Here is a 17,847-nt window from a genome sequence, read left to right on the forward strand (position 1 = left end):
AGGTGCCGGAATCCCATTATTCACGGCCAACCCCTCGAATTTTGTACGTCCTGCCGCATATGGTCATACGATCAGTAACGGAGCGCGCCGAATGACACTCGTCATCCTTTATATTTCAACGGTCGTTGTCTTCCTCGGGTTGGACTACCTTGGGTTGACCTATCTCATCAAACCTGTGTTTGAGCGGGACATTGGCGGTTGGCTGCTTGACGAGTTTCGCGTGGCCCCGGCGCTGATTTTCTACGCCTTCTTCGTGGCGGTGGTGCTGTGGTTCGTGTCTTGGCCTGCGATGACAGGGGATCATTCGCTGCTTTGGGTCTTTGGCAATGCGCTGCTGATCGGCGCGATGGGCTATGGCACCTATGAGTTCACCAATCTGGCGACGCTCAAGGATTGGACATGGGCCATGGTGGCGCGAGACTTCGCCTGGGGGTCGGTCCTGACCGGCACGGCGGCAACCGCAGGCGTGGCGATCACCCGCGCGCTGACCTAGCGGCCATTCTCGGTCGACCAGCGCCAAGCGCCGGGTTGCAGACCGGCCAGTTCCCAATCGCCCACGCTTTCGCGGATCAGCCGCAGCGTGGGCAAACCGACATGGGCCGTCATGCGCCGCACTTGCCGGTTGCGCCCCTCGCGGATGGTGATGCGCAGCCAAGCGTCGGGCACCGTCTTGCGAAAACGCACGGGCGGGTCGCGCGGCCAAAGCGCCTCGGGCGTGTCGATCTGATCTACCTCTGCAGGTTTCGTAACGCCGTCTTTCAGTTCCACCCCCTTGCACAGTGCTTCAAGGGCCGCGGCATCCGGCGTGCCTTCGACCTGCACCAGATAGGTCTTGGGCCGTTTGTACTTAGGATGCGCGATACGGGCCTGTAGGGGGCCGTGATCGGTCAGCACCAATAAGCCTTCGCTGTCACGGTCCAGCCGCCCGGCGGGATAGAATCCCTTTTCATCGACATAGGCCGAGAGTGTGGGCCGCGTGCTGCCCTCAGTGCCTCTATCGGTGAATTGCGACAGCACGCCGTAGGGTTTGTTCAGCAGGATCACACGGGCGGTCATTGGGCAGGCTCCAGACGGGTCACGCCCACGGCGGCGGCGCGGGCCAGTTCGGCGTCGAGTGACATCGGGATATATTCGCCCCGCCGCCAGAGTTGCGCCATGTCGTCGTAATGGCGCGACAGGAAATGCCCCGATTGCCCGGTGGAGGTGACAAAAACCGAACTGTCGGGATCAGCGAAATCGTAAACCCCGCGGTAGCCTGCACCATGCACATTATAGAACGGGTCTTTGCCGGTGCCGCGGGTCAGCCCCCGTTGCAGGGTATTGTCCCCGCCAGAGGTCGATTGGCGGATGTTCACAAAGTAGCGCAACAGCGGCACGTCGCCCAAGACGGGGTGATCATGGGTCGCCTGATGCGCATCGCCCCAGCGGAGGGATTCCAACTGCGTGCCCCAAGTCTCTTTGATCCAGAGCAGGGCGTCGTCCAGTGCCAGCCGTGCCATGTCATGGCACGTCTCGACTGGCGCGGATTGGCGCACGTCGCACCATTTCGCAGCGCCTTGCACATCGCGGAAAGCGCGTTCGATAAAGAGCGGCTGAACGTGAGTGAATTCTTCGGCCAGTGGCCCCAGTTCATCCCGGATAAGTCGGTCCTGCAGGGCGCGGATCCATGCGGCATAGATCAGCGGCTCGGGCAGGTGTTCGTTCATCTCACCCGACCAGCCTGCCAGCAGATCCAGTGCGCGCTGGCGCTGGCGTTCGGGTGTGCCATCGGGGGCAGCCTCTCCGGTGAACCAAAGCTCAGCTCCGATGAGCGGCAGGAGCGCGCGGGCCGTGGGGCTGACCGTATCAAGCTGCGCTTCGATGAAGCTGTCGCGGGTATGTACCTCGCGGTTCTGCATCAGCCGCTGCCAGCGTTGCACCCGCTGCGTGTCGCCCCAGACAAAGGAGACGTGGTTGGGGAAGGGGCGGTCGACCGTTTTGTTGTTGGTGTTGCCAAGGATGCCGCCCGCGGGGGCGATGAACTCAGGGTTGGCGGTATAGGGCAGCATTCCATCCCAGCGATTGGCGGCGATCCAGCCGGGGCTGGGCATGCGCCCTTCGCTTTGGTGATTGGCATCGCGGCGCGGCATGGCGCCGATGGTTTTCATGGCGATGGTGTCACGGTCCACCAGTGTGAGGTTCTGTGCCGGGGCCACATAGTCGGTCGCTGCATTGATCGCCTGCTGCACCGATTTCGCGCGCATCACCTTCATCGCGGCGGCAAGCGAGGTGTCTTCTTCGGTAAAGAGGGTCGAGGCGACAGAGGCCACATGCCCCGGCGGCGTGATGCTGCCAAGGTTGTAATGGCTGCCCGGCAGCACCGGGCCGTTGTCGGTCCAACGCAGGGTGACGGTGATCGGATCGGCATCCGCGATGTTGATGATGGATGAGCGTTTGCGGAATTTCTTGAACCCGTCGGGAGTGCGGTATTCCTCGGTATTGTCGGGGTTCAGCTCTTCGATATAGACGTCTTGGTCGTCGACATAGGCGGTGGTCAGCCCCCAGCCCAGATCGGCACTGCGGCCTGTCAGAACCACGGGCATGCCCGGGATGGTGCCACCGATCACGCCGCCGGTCTCAAGCTCCAGCCGGGCCAGATACCAGATCGCCGGGGCGGTGAACCCCAAGTGCGGATCATTGGCCAAAAGCGTGCCGCCCGCGGCAGAGCGCGACGGCGCTGCGGCCCAAGCGTTGGACGCACCGGCGAAGGCCTGCCGTTTGAAAGGCGACAGCGGATGACTGTCCATGGGCGCTGCGGCGGCGTGGCGCGTCGTCACGTCAGGAAAGAGGGCGGCATATTCAGGCAGGGCGGCGACCCCGCTGCCCGGCGCATCCGGCAGGATGTCGCGCAGGCGATCTTGGTCGCTCAACTCCAATGATACCCGCGCGCGCAGCACTTCGGCCTCTAGGTGGCCCGACATCTGCAGGCCCATCAGCTTGGTCACGGCCAATGAGTCGGCGGGCCGCCACGGGGCCATGGGCGCATTGAACAGCCACATCTCGGGCGCGCCACGGCCCAGGGCTTCGGTGTTGATCTGATCTAGGCGGGCGTTGATCCCGGCGGAATAGGCCTCAAGTGCCGCGTCGGTTTCGGGGTCAAGCTCACCTGCCGCTGCCACGGCAAGACGGTAAATGTCATAGCGCCGCATCAGCTTGTCGGTGGTGACGGTGGCGGTGCCGAAAACCTCAGACAGACGCCCCTGTGCAGTGCGCCGTAGGGTGATCAACTGCCACAGCCGGTCTTGGGCATGAGCGAAGCCAAGGCCATAAAATACGTCTTCGTCGGTTTCGCCAAAGATATGCGGCACATTGGCGTTGTCGCGCACGATCTCGACCGGGGCGGTGACGCCTTGAACCTGAACCGTATCATCATAGTCGGGCAGCGACCGCGCGGCGAACCAGTAGACCAGCAACAAAACCACGACGCTCAACGTGACGAGAAACACCGCCAATCGGATAAGCCAGCGAAACATCAATGCCATCGGGAGATCCTCAGCTGGCGCGCAGATTGACCGGAGCGCGCAGGGTGGTAGGTGTTGTGACAGGGAATAACGCAACTGAATGATAAGGAAAAGCACATGGCAAAGCTCGCGTTTTTGGGACTGGGGGTCATGGGGGCTCCGATGGCGGGGCATCTGCAAAAGGCCGGCCACGAGGTAACCGTCTACAACCGCACCGAAGCCAAGGCCGAAGACTGGGTTAAAACCTATGGCGGCGCCATGGCCAAGACCCCGCGCGCGGCGGCAAAGGATGCGGATTTCGTGATCGCCTGCGTGGGCAATGACGATGACCTGCGCTCGGTCTGTCTGGGAGAGGACGGGGCCTTTGGCGGCATGACGGCGGGGGCGATCTTTGTCGATCACACGACCGTTTCAGCGGCCGTCACGCGCGAACTTTACGCCGCTGCCGATGACGCACAGGTGAGCTTTGTCGACGCGCCGATTTCGGGTGGTCAGGCAGGAGCGGAAAACGGCCAATTGTCGATCATGTGCGGCGGAGATGAGGGCGCCTTTGACCGGGCGCTCCCGATCATGGAGGTCTATTCCAAGATTTGCCGCCGCATCGGCGAAAGCGGGGCGGGCCAGATGACCAAGATGTGCAACCAGATCGCCATCGCCGGGCTGGTGCAGGGCCTCTCTGAGGCGCTGCATTTCGCCGAGAAGGCGGGCCTCGATGGCCGCGCGGTGGTTGAGGTCATCAGCCAAGGCGCGGCAGGCTCGTGGCAAATGGAAAACCGCTATGAAACCATGCTCGACGACAAGTTCGAGCACGGCTTTGCGGTGGATTGGATGCGCAAGGATCTCGGCATCTGTCTGGATACGGCGGATGAGACAGGGGCCAGCCTGCCGGTCACGGCACTGGTCGATCAGTTTTACAAGGATGTGCAAAAGCAGGGCGGCGGGCGTTGGGATACATCGAGCCTGATCAAACGCCTGCGCGCCATGGGCTAAGGCTGTTTGCAAAAGAAAAGGGCGGCGCAGGATGAAACTGGCGCTGCCCTTCAAAGACCATCGGTCGACCCTGCGTTAGGGGATGATCCGCGTGTATTTCGTGCCTTCCAGCGTCGCGCCGATCCGCAGCCCCGCGCGCCCAAAGACCGCTGCGAGAACGGGGGCCATGACGGTGGTTGTGTCGGCGCTCACGCTGTCGCCCTTGTCGGAGATCACATACTCCAGACCGGCGCCAGCCGCCCAACCCGGCGAGCTGCGGAATTCGCGCAGCGCGGGCTCGGTCATGAAGAACAGCACATGCGCATATTGCTGCGCGCCAATCTGCAAACCGCCCGATGCCTTGGTCACCGAATAGTAGTCCACCGTCACGTCGTTGACGCGCAACGCGCCGCGCCCGTAAGCGCCGCCAAAGCCAAGGCCCGCTTCGGTCACCAGCGGCATGACCAGCATGCCATTGGCTTTTTCGGCCAACTGCCGGGTGTTGGGATAGCCGCGGTACATTTCGGCCAGGGTCGCATCGACGCGCGCGTCGATCATGGCGCCGCCCCGTCCGCCAACGCCGTTGCCGCAAGCCGCGGTTGCGCCAAGCGCCGTAAGGGCACCCAAAGTCACAAAGCGCCGGTTATATGTCTGATTGCTCATCTTTTCTGCCTGTATGTTCAAGATCGGTTGCCTGCTGCCGGTTTTCCCGACTTATGCGCGAGATTACGCATAATCACGCGCTTTGTCATGTCGGTTAGACCCTTTGCGCAGATTTACGCCCTCAGGTCACGCGCTTTTGGCCAAAAGCCGGGCAACATCGGGGGCAAAGTAGGTGAGCACCCCATCACAACCTGCGCGCTTAAAGGCCAAAAGGCTCTCCATCATTGCGCGTTCGCCGTCGATCCACCCTTGGTCCGCCGCGCCCCGGATCATGCTGTATTCTCCCGAGACCTGATAGGCAAAGGTCGGCGCGCCAAAGGCGTCTTTCACACGGCGGCAGATATCAAGGTAAGGCATGCCGGGTTTGACCATGACCATATCCGCGCCTTCCGACAGGTCGCGCGCCACCAGCCGCAGGGCTTCGTCGCTGTTGGCGGGATCCATTTGATAGGTCTTCTTGTCGCCTGTGAGTGCCGAGGAGGCACCCACCGCATCGCGGAACGGGCCGTAAAAGGCGCTGGCGTATTTGGCGGCATAGCTCAGGATCATCACGTCATGATGCCCGGCCTGCTCAAGAGCGTCGCGGATCGCGCCGATGCGCCCGTCCATCATGTCCGACGGTCCGATGATATCGGCACCGGCTTCGGCTTGGGCCAGCGCCATCTTAACCAGCGCCTCAACCGTGCGGTCATTCACGATGATGCCATCTTCGACAAAACCATCGTGGCCGTTGATGTTATAGGTGTCCAGCGCCACATCGGTCATCACCACCATCTGCGGCATGGCCTCTTTGATCGCCGCGATGGCGCGGTTGGTCGCGTTTTGCGGATCCCAGGCGCGGGCGCAATCCTCGGTCCGGTCCTCGGGGCCGGTATAGGGAAAGACACAGACCGTACCGATGCCGAGATCCGCCGCCTCGCGCACCGCCGCGACCAGCGTGTCGACCGAGCGGCGCATGACCCCGGGCATGGAGGGGATCGGTTCTTCCACGCCTTCGCCTTCGCGCACGAAAACCGGCCAGATCAGATCGCCCAGATGCAGGTCATTCTCGCGGACCAGCGCGCGAATACCGGCGTTGGCACGGGTGCGGCGCAAGCGTGTGGCGGGGAAGGGGGCGTGGACGGGTTGCATCAAAATTACCTCAGAATGGCTTGGCATGGGCTTGCCATGTATTTTTGAACGCCTCAACCCTATGAATTGTCGCGCCGGACCGCTAAGAGATGCGAACTTAAATTTCGGACGAGCACGCCTTGGACTGGTACCAGACCCTTTTCGAAATGATTGACATGCGCTCTTTCTCGAACCTTTGGTTCTGGATCGCGCTGGCTGTGATGTGGTCGACCGCAAGCCATTGGGTGCTGGGCGTGCCCTTTGACATGGTGCTGCGTGCCCGACGTTATGGGGGCGAGGCGCAGGCCGATCTCGAAGACATCGTGCGGATCAACGTGAACCGGCTGCTCTATATCTCGCAGGTCTCGGGGCTTTGGCTTTTGGGGCTGGGTTTTTTCGTGCTGACCTCTCTGGTGCTTTTGGGGTTCGTCTATGCCATCGAATTCGCCCAGGCCCTGCTGCTGCTGGGGTTCCCCATGTCGCTGGTCGGGCTGCTGAGCCTGTCGACCGCGCGGCTTATCCGCATCGAAGGCTCCACCGGCGACGTGTTGCAGCGGCGCCTGATGCGGCACCGGCTTTATACCCAGATCATCGGCATGTTCTCGATCTTCGTAACCGCCCTTTGGGGAATGTATCAAAATCTAAGCATTGGCCCGCTGGCGGGTTGACAGGCCCCCCATGAGGCCCAATTGAGACCCGATGAACGATCCGCGCAATATCACCCTCTCTGGCGTTCCCGAAGGCTATGATGCCCGCGCCATTCTTGATGAAATCGCCAAGGGCGGCCAGCCGGTGGTCCATGTGGCGCGCGATGACAAACGCATGGCGGCGATGCAGGCCGCTTTGCGGTTTTACGCGCCCGACATGCCGGTCGTCACCTTCCCAAGCTGGGATTGTCTGCCCTATGACCGCGTATCGCCCAACGCCGATATCTCGGCGCAGCGGATGGCGACACTGGCCGCGCTGGTGCATGGGATGCCCCAGCAGTTCGTTCTGCTGACGACGCTGAACGCGGCCAGCCAACGTATCCCCGCACGCGAGACCCTGCGTGACGCGGCCTTTGCAGCGCGCGTGGGCAGCCGGATCGACGAAAAAGCCCTGCGCGCCTTTCTGGTGCGCATGGGCTTTGTGCAAAGCCCCACGGTTATGGAGCCGGGCGACTACGCCGTGCGCGGCGGGATCATCGACATCTACCCGCCCGGCGACCTTGGCCCGGTGCGGCTTGATCTTTTCGGGGACGTGCTGGACGGGGCGCGGCGGTTTGATCCGGCCACGCAGCGCACCACGGAAAAGCTTGATCTGGTGGAGCTTGCCCCGGTCAGCGAGGTCATCCTTGACGACGCGGCGATCACCCGTTTCCGGCAGAACTACCGCATCGAATTCGGCGCAGCGGGCACCGATGATCCGCTCTACGAGGCGATCAGCGCAGGCCGCAAACATCAAGGCGCGGAACATTGGCTGGCGTTTTTCCACGACAACCTGGAAACGCTCTTTGACTATTTGCCCAAAGCCACGATTACGCTGGACGATCAACTGACGCCGATGCGTCTTGCCCGATGGGAGACCATCGCCGACCAATATGAGACGCGCAAACTGGCGATGAAGACGCGCTCTAAGATGGACAGCGTCTATAAACCCGCGCCGCCCGAGGGGCTGTACCTGACCGATGATGCATGGACCCAAGCGCTGCTGGATCATCGGGTGATACAATTTAACCCGCTGCCACAGCCCACGGGGCCGGGGGTGCTGGACGCAGGGGCCCGGCTCGGGCGCAATTTCTCCCCCGAGCGCCAGCAGGAATCTGTCAGTCTTTTCGGGGCATTGGCTGCGCATATTAAAGCAAAGCTTGAAGTTGGTCCGGTGTTGATCGCCAGCTACTCCGAAGGCGCGCGCGAACGCCTGACTGGGCTCATCGAAGACGAAGGTCTGGCCGAGGCGATCCCGGTGATGGACGCCACCCGCATCGGAAAACGCGGGCTGCATCTGGCGGTCTGGGCGCTGGAACACGGGTTCGAGGCGCCGGGCATGACGGTGATTTCCGAGCAGGACGTGCTGGGGGACCGGTTGATCCGCGCCCCGAAACGCAAACGTCGGGCCGAGAATTTCCTGACCGAAGCCCAAAGCCTCAGCCCCGGCGATTTGGTGGTTCATGTCGATCACGGCATTGGGCGCTATCACGGAATGGAGGTGGTCACCGCCGCAGGTGCTGCCCATGAATGTCTCGTTTTGGAATATGCCGAACAATCAAAGCTTTACCTGCCGGTAGAGAATATCGAATTGCTGTCGCGCTACGGCCATGACGAAGGGCTGCTGGACAAGCTCGGCGGCGGGGCGTGGCAGTCCAAGAAAGCCAAGCTCAAAGAGCGTATCCGCGAGATGGCGGACAAGCTCATCCGCATAGCGGCCGAACGCGCGCTGCGCAAAGCGCCGGTCCTCGACCCGCCACCGGGCATGTGGGATGCCTTCTCAGCCCGTTTTCCCTATACGGAGACCGACGACCAGCTGCGCGCCATTGCCGATGTGGTGGATGATCTGACCAGCGGCAATCCGATGGACCGTCTGGTTTGCGGCGATGTGGGCTTTGGGAAAACCGAAGTTGCGATGCGCGCGGCCTTTGTCGCGGCGATGTCGGGTGTTCAGGTGGCGGTGATCGCGCCGACGACACTGCTCGCCCGGCAGCACTACAAGAGCTTTGCCGAACGCTTTCGCGGCTTCCCGATCGAAGTGCGCCAACTCAGCCGCTTTGTCTCGGCCAAAGAGGCTGCGGCGACGCGCGATGGGATGGCTAAGGGAACGGTCGATATCGTCATCGGCACCCATGCGCTGCTGGCCAAAGGCATCCGGTTCAAAGACCTCGGCTTGCTGGTGATCGACGAAGAGCAGCATTTCGGCGTGACCCACAAGGAACGGCTGAAGTCCCTGCGCACCGATATCCACGTGCTGACCCTGACCGCCACACCGATTCCCCGCACGTTGCAACTGTCGCTGACGGGCGTGCGCGATCTGTCAATCATCGGCACGCCGCCCGTCGACCGCCTCTCAATCCGCACCTATGTGAGCGAGTTCGACGCGGTTACCATCCGCGAGGCGCTGCTGCGTGAGCATTATCGGGGCGGGCAGAGTTTCTATGTGGTGCCCCGCCTGAGCGATCTGCGTGAGATCGAAGATTTCCTTCAGGCGCAGCTGCCGGAACTCTCATACGTCGTCGCCCACGGTCAGATGGCACCGGGGGAGTTGGATGACCGGATGAACGCCTTTTATGATGGCAAATTCGACATTCTGCTGGCGACGACGATCGTCGAATCCGGCCTCGACATTCCTACGGCCAACACCATGGTCGTGCACCGCGCCGATATGTTCGGTCTTGCGCAACTGTATCAAATCAGGGGCCGCGTGGGCCGCTCGAAAACCCGTGCCTATGCCTATCTGACCACCAAGCCGCGCGCGAAGCTGACGGATACGGCGCAGAAACGTCTGCGGGTATTGGGCAGCCTTGATACGCTCGGCGCGGGCTTCACCTTGGCCAGCCAAGACCTTGATATTCGCGGGGCGGGCAACCTGCTCGGCGAAGAGCAATCCGGCCAGATGCGCGATGTGGGCTTTGAGCTTTACCAGTCCATGCTGGAAGAGGCGATCGCCAAGATCAAGGCAGGCGAGATGGAGGGCCTTAGCGAGGCCGACGAACAATGGGCGCCGCAGATCAACCTCGGCGTGCCGGTGCTCATTCCTGAGGATTACGTGCCTGACCTTGATGTGCGTCTTGGCCTCTACCGCCGCCTGAGTGAGCTATCGACCAAAGTGGAACTCGAAGGCTTTGCCGCTGAATTGATCGACCGGTTTGGCAAGCTGCCAAAAGAGGTGAACACCCTCATGCTGGTGGTGCGGATCAAGGCGATGTGCAAGCGCGCCGGGATCGCCAAGCTCGATGGTGGGCCGAAGGGCGCGACGATCCAGTTCCACAATGACAAATTCGCCTCGCCCGAGGGGCTGGTGCAGTTCATTCAAGACCAGCGTGGGCTGGCCAAGGTCAAGGACAACAAGATCGTCGTGCGCCGGGATTGGAAGACGGATGCCGATAAGATCAAAGGCGCCTTTGCCATCGCACGCGATTTGGCCGAACATGTGATCGCAAAAGAAAAGACCGCAAAAAAGGCTAAGGCAAAGGGCTAAGCCCCGAAAGGGCGGCGGTTATTCCGCCGCCGCCGGCTGTCGGTTTTCCATCCGCCCCATATAGAGCATCAGAGCGTAAGCTCCGCAGGCCATGAGCAGCATCGCCAGCGCCAATGGCTTGGTCGTGCCGTCGAACATCAACCCCACGGGCGAGGCGATGAGCGCGGCCAGCACAGTTGAAATCGCCCCCACGACCGAGGCGGCCATGCCCGCGATATGGCCCATCGGCTCCATCGCAATGGCATTGAGGTTGCCCAGCGTCAGTCCCGCTTGGAAGAACAGGCAGGTTTGGAAGAACACAAAGGCGGCAAAGCCGTAAGGGTCGGGCAGGGCGCCAAGGTTCAGGAAATACATGGCTCCTGACAGCACGATTTGAAAGCCAAAGGCGATGCTCACCAATCGGCGCATGCCATAGCGCACGACCAGCAGCGCATTGATCAGGCTGGCGCTGGCCGCCACGACGGCGATACCGCCGAACCAGAGCGGGAAGCTTTCGCCCCGGCCATAGACGGTGTCATAAATCGGCTGCACCAGCATGATCATCGAAAATAGCATCGCCAAGGCCAGCGATTGCACGAGGATCGACAGGCGCACCGTGCGGTGGCCGACCAATTCGCGCACTGCGCCGATGATCAGCCGCGCGCGCAGGGGGCGACGGTTTTCCGGCGGCAATGTTTCGGGCAGGCGCAGGCCCATCCAAACTACTGAGATGATTGAAAACGCCATGAAAGCGATGAAGATCGCCCGCCAGCCCGCCGTGTGAATGATCCCCGCGCCCAACATGGGTGCCATGGCGGGCACCAGTGCGAAGACCATCATCACCACCGACATGATCCGCGCCATCTCGCGCCCGGCATAGAGGTCACGAATGATCGCCACGGCCACCACGCGGGGACCAGAAGCGCCGAACCCCTGAAAGATACGGGCCACGAGCATGACTTCCAGTGAGTTGCTCATCCATGCCACGAAGGCCGACACCGAATAAAGTGCTGCGCCGCCAAAGACCACGTTGCGCCGCCCGAATGCATCCGACAACGGCCCGCTAAAGAACGTGCCCAACCCCATGCCCAGCACGAAGGACGTGAGGATCAGCGGGGCGCGGTGGGCGATCTCGGGCGAGAGTTCTGCCGCGATCTCGGGCAGGGCGGGCAGCATCGCATCAATGGAAAAGGCGATGGTCGCGGTCATCATCGCGATGAGGGCGACGAATTCGATCCGCCCCATGGAGAATTTTGGATTTTCGGTGGTCACGAACGCGCGCTCCGGCGATTGTCCCGAACGGCGGATCCGTCTGGGCAGGCTTCAGGGAATAACTTGTGGTTGCGCTCTCGATAATTGAGAACGCTTAACTTGGCAATGATTGCCGCCCTGTTTAGCTCTGCTGTTTGGTCAGATCGGCAATGACCTGCGCCCATAGCTCGGGCGGCTGTGCACCGGGCACGGCATGGGCATTGGCGATGATGAAAGTGGGGACCGAGTTCACCCCCATCTTGCGGCTATGGGCATCGCGGTCGCGAATGTCCTGCGCGTCGACATCGGATTTCAGCAAGCGGGTGACCACGGCGGCGTCCATCTCAATGCTATCGGCGATATCGGCCAGCACTTCGGCATCGCCTATGTCGCGGGCCTCGACGAAATAGGCTTTGAAAAGCGCGGAGACGGCGGCGGTTTGGCGGCCTTCGATCCCGGCCCAATGGATCAGACGGTGCGCGTCCAGCGTGTTGGGCGTGCGCTGCATGGCCTCGAAGTTGATGTTCAGACCGGCCTTTTCGGCATGTTCCACGACCGGTGCATAGGCGCGTACGGCGCCCTCTTTGCCGCCGAACTTGCCTTCTAGATAGGCGCGACGGTCCATGCCCTCGCGCGGCATCTCGGGGTTCAGCTGGAACGGGTGCCATTCAATTGCGAAAGGATGGTTGGGGTGATCCTGCAAGGCGCGGTCCAGATGCGCCTTGCCGATATAGCACCATGGGCAGATCGGGTCTGACATGATATCGAGTTTGATCGCTTCGGCCATGGTAAACCCCATCTGTTGCTGCGCAACGGGCATAGCGGGCCGGGGCGGGTATCGCAAGCGGGCAGCGTTGCAAGCGCCTTTGGGCGCGGCTATAGCAGGTCCATGACAGACACGCCGCCCCGTTCCATGATCCAGATCGCCCGCGAAAGCGGCGCGAACGAGACCGCCCCGCCGGTCGACCTTGGTGCGCGGGTGCGCGAGCTGCGCAAGGCGCGCAACTGGACGTTGGAGCAGGCGGCGCGGCAGGCCGGGCTGGCGCGCTCAACCCTTAGCAAGATCGAAAACGGGCTGATGTCGCCCACCTATGACGCGCTGAAAAAGCTCGCCGTGGGGTTGGAGATCACGGTGCCGCAGTTGTTCACCCCGCCTGCGGGGGAAAAGATCACTGGCCGCATGGCCGTGACCCGCGCCGAAGAGGGCGCGGCCAAGGCCACCGGCACCTATGAGCATGTTCTGCTGGCCGACGCCCTGCGCAAGAAACAGATGCTGCCCTACCGCGCCCGCATCCGCGCGCGCCGGATGGAGGAATTCGACGGCTGGGTGCGCCATGACGGGGAGGAATTCCTCTATGTGCTGACCGGCATGGTGCGGCTTTTTACCGAGTTCTACGAACCCGTCGACATGCGCCGGGGCGATAGCGCCTATTACGACGCCACCATGGGGCACAATGTCGTCTCGCTCAGCGATGAGGATGCGACGATCCTCTGGGTGACCTCACTGGTCTGAATTCTCTGCCGGTTTCCACCACCAGACTTCGGGCATGAAGTTCGGCCCGTCGCCATATAGCGGGATCGTGTCTGGGTAAGCCATGCGGGCGTCATGGGCGATCAGCCCCTCGTCGAACTGCCAGAACGGAATGACATAGCGCCCGGCGGTCAGGATACGGTCGAGCGCGCGGGTGGCGGCGACGAAATCCGCTGTCTCGCGGGCCTGCAGCATCTGGTTGATCATCGCATCCACCGCCGGAGAGCGCACGCCCATCAGGTTGCGCGTGCCGGGCAGGTCGGCAGCCTCCGACCCCCAATAAAACCGCTGCTCCGTGCCGGGGCTGAGCGATAGGGCGCGGCGGAAGAAGGTCATGTCGAAGTCATATTCGTTCTGACGCGCCACGAATTGCGCGTCATCAACCGTTTCAATCTGCGCTGTGATCCCGAGCCGCTTTAGCGCCTGCGTGTAAAGCTCTGCAATCGCTAGGTTTTCACGGCTGCCCTTCGACAGAAGAATGGAGAATGTAAGCGGCGTGCCATCCGCCCGGCGCATGACGCCGCCTTCGGCCTGATAGCCTGCGGCATTAAGCTGCTGCATCGCGGCACGAATGCCCGAGCGGTTGCGGACAGAGCCATCGGCCACCGGCAGCCGATAGCCATCCACCGTGCCCGGCGGCAGCGTGTCGGCGTAATCGGCCAGCAGGTCAAAGACCCGGCCCGTCGCCGGGCCATCGCGCATGGCAAGGTCGGAGTTTGAGAAATAGGAGGTGATCCGGGGCAGGGCACCGCCGGTCAGCGTCTCGTTGATATACTCAAAGTTAAAGGCCGAGATCAGCGCGTCGCGCACCCGCCAATCGTCAAAGGGCGCGCGGCGGGAATTCATCACAAAGCCCGTCATGCCCGAGGGTTTGCTGTGCGGAAAGCTGGATTTCACCACCTCGCCCCGACTGATCGCCGGGAAGTCGTATTGCGTGGCCCAAGTCTCGGCGTTGAATTCACGCACGGCTGAGATTTGGCCGGCTTTAAATGCCTCGAACAACACATTGGCATCGCCGTAGAAGTCGATCTTGACCTCATCGTAATTATGCGTGCCGCGGCGGAAGGGTACATCGGCCCCCCAGTAGTCAGGATTGCGCGTCAGCGTCACGTGGCGGCCCGCTTGATAGTCGCTGATGACGTAAGGGCCAGTTCCTAGTGGTATTTCGGTCAAAGAGGCATTGGCGAAGTCCTGTCCTTCCCACTGCGCTTTGCTGAGGATGGGGCGCATCCCGGCGAGCAGGGCAAGCTCACGGTTGTCGCTGTCAAAGGTCATCCGCAGGCTGCGCGGACCGGTCTGTTCGATGCTTTCAATCTGTTGGCGCAGCCCGTGGTAGCGGGGGTGGCCCTCAGTGCCCAGCAGATCGAAAGAAAAGATCACATCCTCGACCGTGACCGGGCTGCCATCGGAAAACCGCGCCTCTTCGCGCAGGGTGAACTCAACCCACGAACGGTCATCGGGCACTTCGATCGTCTCGGCCAGCAGCCCATAAAGCGCAAAGGGTTCGTCCCATGATCGCCCCATCAAAGTCTCATGGGTGAAATGCGGCAGCTGCCAAGGCGCGGTGCCTCTACGGACGAAGGGGTTAAGGCTGTCGAATCCCCCGGTATTGCCCAAAACGATCTCGCCCCCCTTGGGGGCATCGGGATTTACATAAGGCAGGGCGGCAAAATCGGCGGGCAGGGCTGGGTCGCCGTACATGGCGATTCCATGCTGAGGGGCCGCCAAGGCCCCGCCAGAGAGCAGAATCAGTGAAGAAAGGGCCGCAACGCCCCGGCCTGTCGAGAAAAAATCCCAGCTCATTTTTGAAACAATCACGATCTGCCCTTATTTTGTTGGAGTTAATCCATACCCGCGGATTCCCGCCTTATCAAACTTTTAGCTTGGATTGTGACCGTAGTAGGCGTATACAGAGGTCACTGCTCGATAGGTTTCTTGCCTGTATGAAACCTGCCTCAATAACTTACGCCCGCCTCGTGCGGGCGTTTTTTTTGGCCTATTGCTTGCCGCCTCCCTTCCTTGGCGGTTTCGCGCGCAAACCCTTTCCCTTTGCCGCCGTCGCAGTACATGATGCAGTCGCAGCATGAACAAGGAGACGCGCCATGGCTTTCACCATCGACCTGTCCGGCAAGACAGCCGTCATCACCGGATCGAATTCTGGAATCGGACTGGGCATCGCCTGGGAATTGGCGCGTGCCGGGGCCGATATCGTGTTGAACTCTTTTACCGATGACGAGGCGGATCATGCCTTGGCGCAGAAGATGGCCGAGGAATGCAACGTAACCGCCCGGTACATCAAGGCCGATATGTCAAAGGGGGCGGAGTGTCGGCGTTTGATCGCCGAAGCCGGGTCTTGCGACATTCTGGTGAATAACGCAGGCATCCAACATGTCGCTCCGATCCCTGAGTTTCCGGCCGAGAAATGGGATGCGATTATCGCAATCAACCTTTCGTCGGCCTTTCACACCACTGCCGAAGCGCTGCCGATGATGCGCAAAGCAGGCTGGGGCCGCGTGATCAACATCGCCTCGGCGCATGGCCTGACGGCCTCGCCCTATAAATCAGCCTATATCGCCGCGAAACATGGGATTGTGGGCCTCAGCAAGACCACCGCGCTGGAAACGGCGAAGGAGCCAATCACCTGCAACGCGATTTGCCCGGGTTATGTGCTGACCCCCATCGTCGAAAAACAGATCCCCGACACGATGAAGGAATACGACATGAGCCGCGAGGAGGTGATCGAGCAGGTCATGCTCACGCGCCAGCCTTCGCGTGAATTTGCCACGGTCGAGCAGATGGGCGGCACGGCGACGTTTCTCTGCTCTGACGCGGCGGCCCAGATCACCGGCACGACCATCAGCGTCGATGGCGGCTGGACAGCGTTGTAAGCGCCGTGGCGGTCAAAAAACGCATTAACCTCGCCCTCCAAGGGGGCGGCGCGCATGGCGCTTTCACTTGGGGAGTGTTGGATCGGCTGTTGCAACAGGACGATCTTGAGATCTGCGGCATCTCCGGCACGTCTGCCGGGGCGCTGAATGGCGCGGCGCTGAAATCGGGCATGATCTCGGGCGGGCGCGAGGGTGCGCGTGAGAACCTTGATTGGCTCTGGACGCAGGTGTCGGGCATTTCCGACCTGCGGCTGTCGCATTGGCTGGCGCCTTTTGGGTTGGATAAGCTCAGTCAGGCGATGGAATATTCCATGCCCATGGCGATCTCAGACTCGCTGACGCGGGTCGTGTCGCCCTATGCCTACGGCCCGTTCTATCGCAATCCGCTCGAAGATGTCGTGGCGCGGTTCGACTATGGCAAGGTGGGCGCGCATAAGCCGCCGTTTTTCTTTGTCTGCGCCACACGGGTGCGCAACGGCAAGATCAGAGTGTTCGAGGGAGATGAGATCGGCCCTGCCGCGCTGCTGGCCTCGGCCTGTCTGCCGACGATATTTAAGGCGATTGAGATTGACGACGCTCAGACCGGCCAACGCGAAGCGTTTTGGGATGGCGGTTACACTGGCAACCCGGCGCTGTTTCCGCTGTTCCGCGATGACCTGCCCGAAGACATCGTGGTGGTGAACATCAACCCGCTAGAGCGTGAAGATCTGCCGACAACGCCCCAGCAAATCCAGAACCGGATCAATGAAATCAGCTTTAATTCCAGCCTCTTGCGGGAGATGCGCGCGATTGATTTTGTGCAGCGGCTGATTGCGGATGGCACCCTGCCAGAGGGGCGGATGAAGCGGGTCCACATGCATATGATCGCCGATGACGCCCTGATGGCGCAGCTTTCGGTGGCCACCAAGCTGATGCCGAACCCAGCCGTGATCAGGGCGCTGCATGAGGCGGGTGTGGCGGCGGCGGATCAGTTCTTGACGGACCACTTTGATGATCTGAACCAACGCAGCAGCGTCGATCTACCCGCGATGTTCGGCTGAGTTTTCGGGGTCTGACAGCGCCAGCGCCTCGGGCAGATCGGCACCGGGGCGCGGCGGATAGACCAGCCCGGCAGAGATCACCAGCTTCGCCGCGTCTTCGACGCTCATGTCGAGCTCGATGACATCCTCGCGCGGCAGGAAGAGCAAAAAGCCTGAGGTCGGATTCGGCGTCGTCGGCAGAAAGACCGAGAGCATCTCGCCCCCTGCGTTTGTGCGGGCCAAGACCTCTCCCTTGGCTTCGGTCGAGATAAAGCCAAGCGCCCAAATGCCGCGCCGGGGGTATTCGATCAGGCAGGCGGTCTCAAAGCTCCGCTCGGACTGGGCAAAGATCGTCTCGGAAATCTGTTTGATGCCGGAATAGATCGTCCGCACCACGGGGGTGCGTTCCACCAGACTTTCGGCGAAGCGGATCATCGAGCGCCCGATCAGCCCTTTCGCGGCCCAACCGACCATGACGGTGAAGATCAGAAAAATCACTACTCCAAGGCCGCGGACATTGAACTGCATCGACGGGTCAAGGCCAAGGAAATCTTGGAGCAGGCGGTCAGGATGGTAGGCTTTGGGCACCAATGGCAGCACGAAACCGTCGATCCAGCCGACCACGCTCCAGATCAGCCAGATGGTCAGCCCAACGGGCGCAATCACAACCAACCCGGTCAGGAAAGACGCGCGCAGCCTTGCGACAAGGCTGCGCCGGACCTGCGTTGGGTCGGGATCAAAGGGATTGCGCCCGTTGGGCTGACCAT

15 protein-coding genes are annotated in these 17,847 nt (G+C 61.7%); 7 read left to right on the forward strand and 8 right to left on the reverse strand.

Annotation, left to right across the window (positions count from 1 at the left end):
- Nucleotides 1–91 precede the first annotated feature (91 nt).
- Nucleotides 92–493: a DUF2177 family protein gene (locus tag A3722_RS16490; protein ID WP_067628167.1), complete on the forward strand. Its 402-nt coding sequence runs from the start codon at nucleotides 92–94 to the stop codon at nucleotides 491–493.
- Here the strand turns inward: A3722_RS16490 and A3722_RS16495 are convergent.
- Both A3722_RS16495 and A3722_RS16500 read right to left on the reverse strand, forming a co-directional pair.
- Nucleotides 490–1,056, reverse strand: a complete 567-nt coding sequence (locus A3722_RS16495) for a pseudouridine synthase (protein WP_067628164.1) — start codon at nucleotides 1,054–1,056, stop codon at nucleotides 490–492. The two genes, A3722_RS16490 and A3722_RS16495, sit on opposite strands and share 4 nt — an antisense overlap.
- Complete coding sequence (locus tag A3722_RS16500) at nucleotides 1,053–3,521, reverse strand: penicillin acylase family protein (protein WP_067628161.1); 2,469 nt, start codon at nucleotides 3,519–3,521, stop codon at nucleotides 1,053–1,055. The genes A3722_RS16495 and A3722_RS16500 overlap by 4 nt, the downstream gene beginning before the upstream one ends.
- Nucleotides 3,522–3,617: 96 nt before the next feature.
- Between A3722_RS16500 and A3722_RS16505 the strand changes: the two genes are divergently transcribed.
- Entirely contained in the window at nucleotides 3,618–4,490 is an 873-nt protein-coding gene (locus tag A3722_RS16505) for an NAD(P)-dependent oxidoreductase (protein ID WP_067628158.1), read from the forward strand.
- 75 nt (nucleotides 4,491–4,565) lie between these two features.
- On the opposite strand, the gene A3722_RS16510 is transcribed toward A3722_RS16505, so the two are convergent.
- Entirely contained in the window at nucleotides 4,566–5,132 is a 567-nt protein-coding gene (locus A3722_RS16510) for a YSC84-related protein (protein WP_067628155.1), read from the reverse strand.
- Between the two features lie 126 nt (nucleotides 5,133–5,258).
- Complete coding sequence (gene hemB / locus A3722_RS16515) at nucleotides 5,259–6,263, reverse strand: porphobilinogen synthase (RefSeq protein ID WP_067628183.1); 1,005 nt, start codon at nucleotides 6,261–6,263, stop codon at nucleotides 5,259–5,261.
- Nucleotides 6,264–6,382: 119 nt separating this feature from the next.
- Between hemB and A3722_RS16520 the strand changes: the two genes are divergently transcribed.
- Both A3722_RS16520 and mfd read left to right on the forward strand, forming a co-directional pair.
- Nucleotides 6,383–6,910, forward strand: a complete 528-nt coding sequence (locus A3722_RS16520) for a component of SufBCD complex (protein ID WP_150120204.1) — start codon at nucleotides 6,383–6,385, stop codon at nucleotides 6,908–6,910.
- 31 nt (nucleotides 6,911–6,941) lie between these two features.
- Nucleotides 6,942–10,412, forward strand: coding sequence for a transcription-repair coupling factor (mfd, locus tag A3722_RS16525; RefSeq protein ID WP_067628149.1), 3,471 nt, complete (start codon nucleotides 6,942–6,944; stop codon nucleotides 10,410–10,412).
- Nucleotides 10,413–10,430: 18 nt separating this feature from the next.
- On the opposite strand, the gene A3722_RS16530 is transcribed toward mfd, so the two are convergent.
- The gene (locus A3722_RS16530) at nucleotides 10,431–11,636 is read right to left on the reverse strand and encodes a multidrug effflux MFS transporter (RefSeq protein WP_201722057.1); all 1,206 of its coding nucleotides are present in this window, start codon (nucleotides 11,634–11,636) and stop codon (nucleotides 10,431–10,433) included.
- A gap of 148 nt (nucleotides 11,637–11,784) precedes the next feature.
- Nucleotides 11,785–12,429, reverse strand: coding sequence for a DsbA family oxidoreductase (locus A3722_RS16535; RefSeq protein WP_067628143.1), 645 nt, complete (start codon nucleotides 12,427–12,429; stop codon nucleotides 11,785–11,787).
- Between the two features lie 102 nt (nucleotides 12,430–12,531).
- Between A3722_RS16535 and A3722_RS16540 the strand changes: the two genes are divergently transcribed.
- Nucleotides 12,532–13,155 (forward strand): helix-turn-helix domain-containing protein, encoded by a 624-nt coding sequence (locus A3722_RS16540; RefSeq protein WP_067628140.1) that lies wholly within the window; start codon nucleotides 12,532–12,534, stop codon nucleotides 13,153–13,155.
- On the opposite strand, the gene A3722_RS16545 is transcribed toward A3722_RS16540, so the two are convergent.
- Nucleotides 13,144–14,874 (reverse strand): extracellular solute-binding protein, encoded by a 1,731-nt coding sequence (locus A3722_RS16545; RefSeq protein WP_067628180.1) that lies wholly within the window; start codon nucleotides 14,872–14,874, stop codon nucleotides 13,144–13,146. The genes A3722_RS16540 and A3722_RS16545 overlap by 12 nt on opposite strands.
- Before the next feature lie 401 nt (nucleotides 14,875–15,275).
- On the opposite strand from A3722_RS16545, the gene A3722_RS16550 reads away from it, so the two are divergent.
- Both A3722_RS16550 and A3722_RS16555 read left to right on the forward strand, forming a co-directional pair.
- Nucleotides 15,276–16,061 carry a 3-hydroxybutyrate dehydrogenase gene (locus A3722_RS16550; protein ID WP_067628138.1) on the forward strand — a complete coding sequence of 262 codons (786 nt, stop codon included), beginning with the start codon at nucleotides 15,276–15,278 and terminating at the stop codon, nucleotides 16,059–16,061.
- Nucleotides 16,062–16,066: 5 nt separating this feature from the next.
- Nucleotides 16,067–17,101 carry a patatin-like phospholipase family protein gene (locus A3722_RS16555; RefSeq protein WP_067628135.1) on the forward strand — a complete coding sequence of 345 codons (1,035 nt, stop codon included), beginning with the start codon at nucleotides 16,067–16,069 and terminating at the stop codon, nucleotides 17,099–17,101.
- On the opposite strand, the gene A3722_RS16560 is transcribed toward A3722_RS16555, so the two are convergent.
- Nucleotides 17,081–17,847 (reverse strand): DUF502 domain-containing protein (locus tag A3722_RS16560; RefSeq protein WP_443068787.1); only part of this gene is annotated, 767 nt, incomplete at its 5' end. The two genes, A3722_RS16555 and A3722_RS16560, sit on opposite strands and share 21 nt — an antisense overlap.

Origin of the sequence: Sulfitobacter sp. HI0027 (assembly GCF_001634775.1) — a bacterium.
In the GTDB taxonomy this organism is placed as follows: Bacteria; Pseudomonadota; Alphaproteobacteria; order Rhodobacterales; family Rhodobacteraceae; genus Sulfitobacter.

Coding starts and splice junctions, on each gene's coding strand:
- mfd (WP_067628149.1), top strand. CDS start 6,942: ATGAACGATCCGCGCAATATCACCCTCTCTGGCGTTCCCGAAGGCTAT.
- A3722_RS16490 (WP_067628167.1), top strand. CDS start 92: ATGACACTCGTCATCCTTTATATTTCAACGGTCGTTGTCTTCCTCGGG.
- A3722_RS16535 (WP_067628143.1), bottom strand. CDS start 12,429: ATGGCCGAAGCGATCAAACTCGATATCATGTCAGACCCGATCTGCCCA.
- A3722_RS16550 (WP_067628138.1), top strand. CDS start 15,276: ATGGCTTTCACCATCGACCTGTCCGGCAAGACAGCCGTCATCACCGGA.
- A3722_RS16510 (WP_067628155.1), bottom strand. CDS start 5,132: ATGAGCAATCAGACATATAACCGGCGCTTTGTGACTTTGGGTGCCCTT.
- hemB (WP_067628183.1), bottom strand. CDS start 6,263: ATGCAACCCGTCCACGCCCCCTTCCCCGCCACACGCTTGCGCCGCACC.
- A3722_RS16495 (WP_067628164.1), bottom strand. CDS start 1,056: ATGACCGCCCGTGTGATCCTGCTGAACAAACCCTACGGCGTGCTGTCG.
- A3722_RS16505 (WP_067628158.1), top strand. CDS start 3,618: ATGGCAAAGCTCGCGTTTTTGGGACTGGGGGTCATGGGGGCTCCGATG.
- A3722_RS16545 (WP_067628180.1), bottom strand. CDS start 14,874: ATGTACGGCGACCCAGCCCTGCCCGCCGATTTTGCCGCCCTGCCTTAT.
- A3722_RS16500 (WP_067628161.1), bottom strand. CDS start 3,521: ATGGCATTGATGTTTCGCTGGCTTATCCGATTGGCGGTGTTTCTCGTC.
- A3722_RS16540 (WP_067628140.1), top strand. CDS start 12,532: ATGACAGACACGCCGCCCCGTTCCATGATCCAGATCGCCCGCGAAAGC.
- A3722_RS16530 (WP_201722057.1), bottom strand. CDS start 11,636: ATGGGGCGGATCGAATTCGTCGCCCTCATCGCGATGATGACCGCGACC.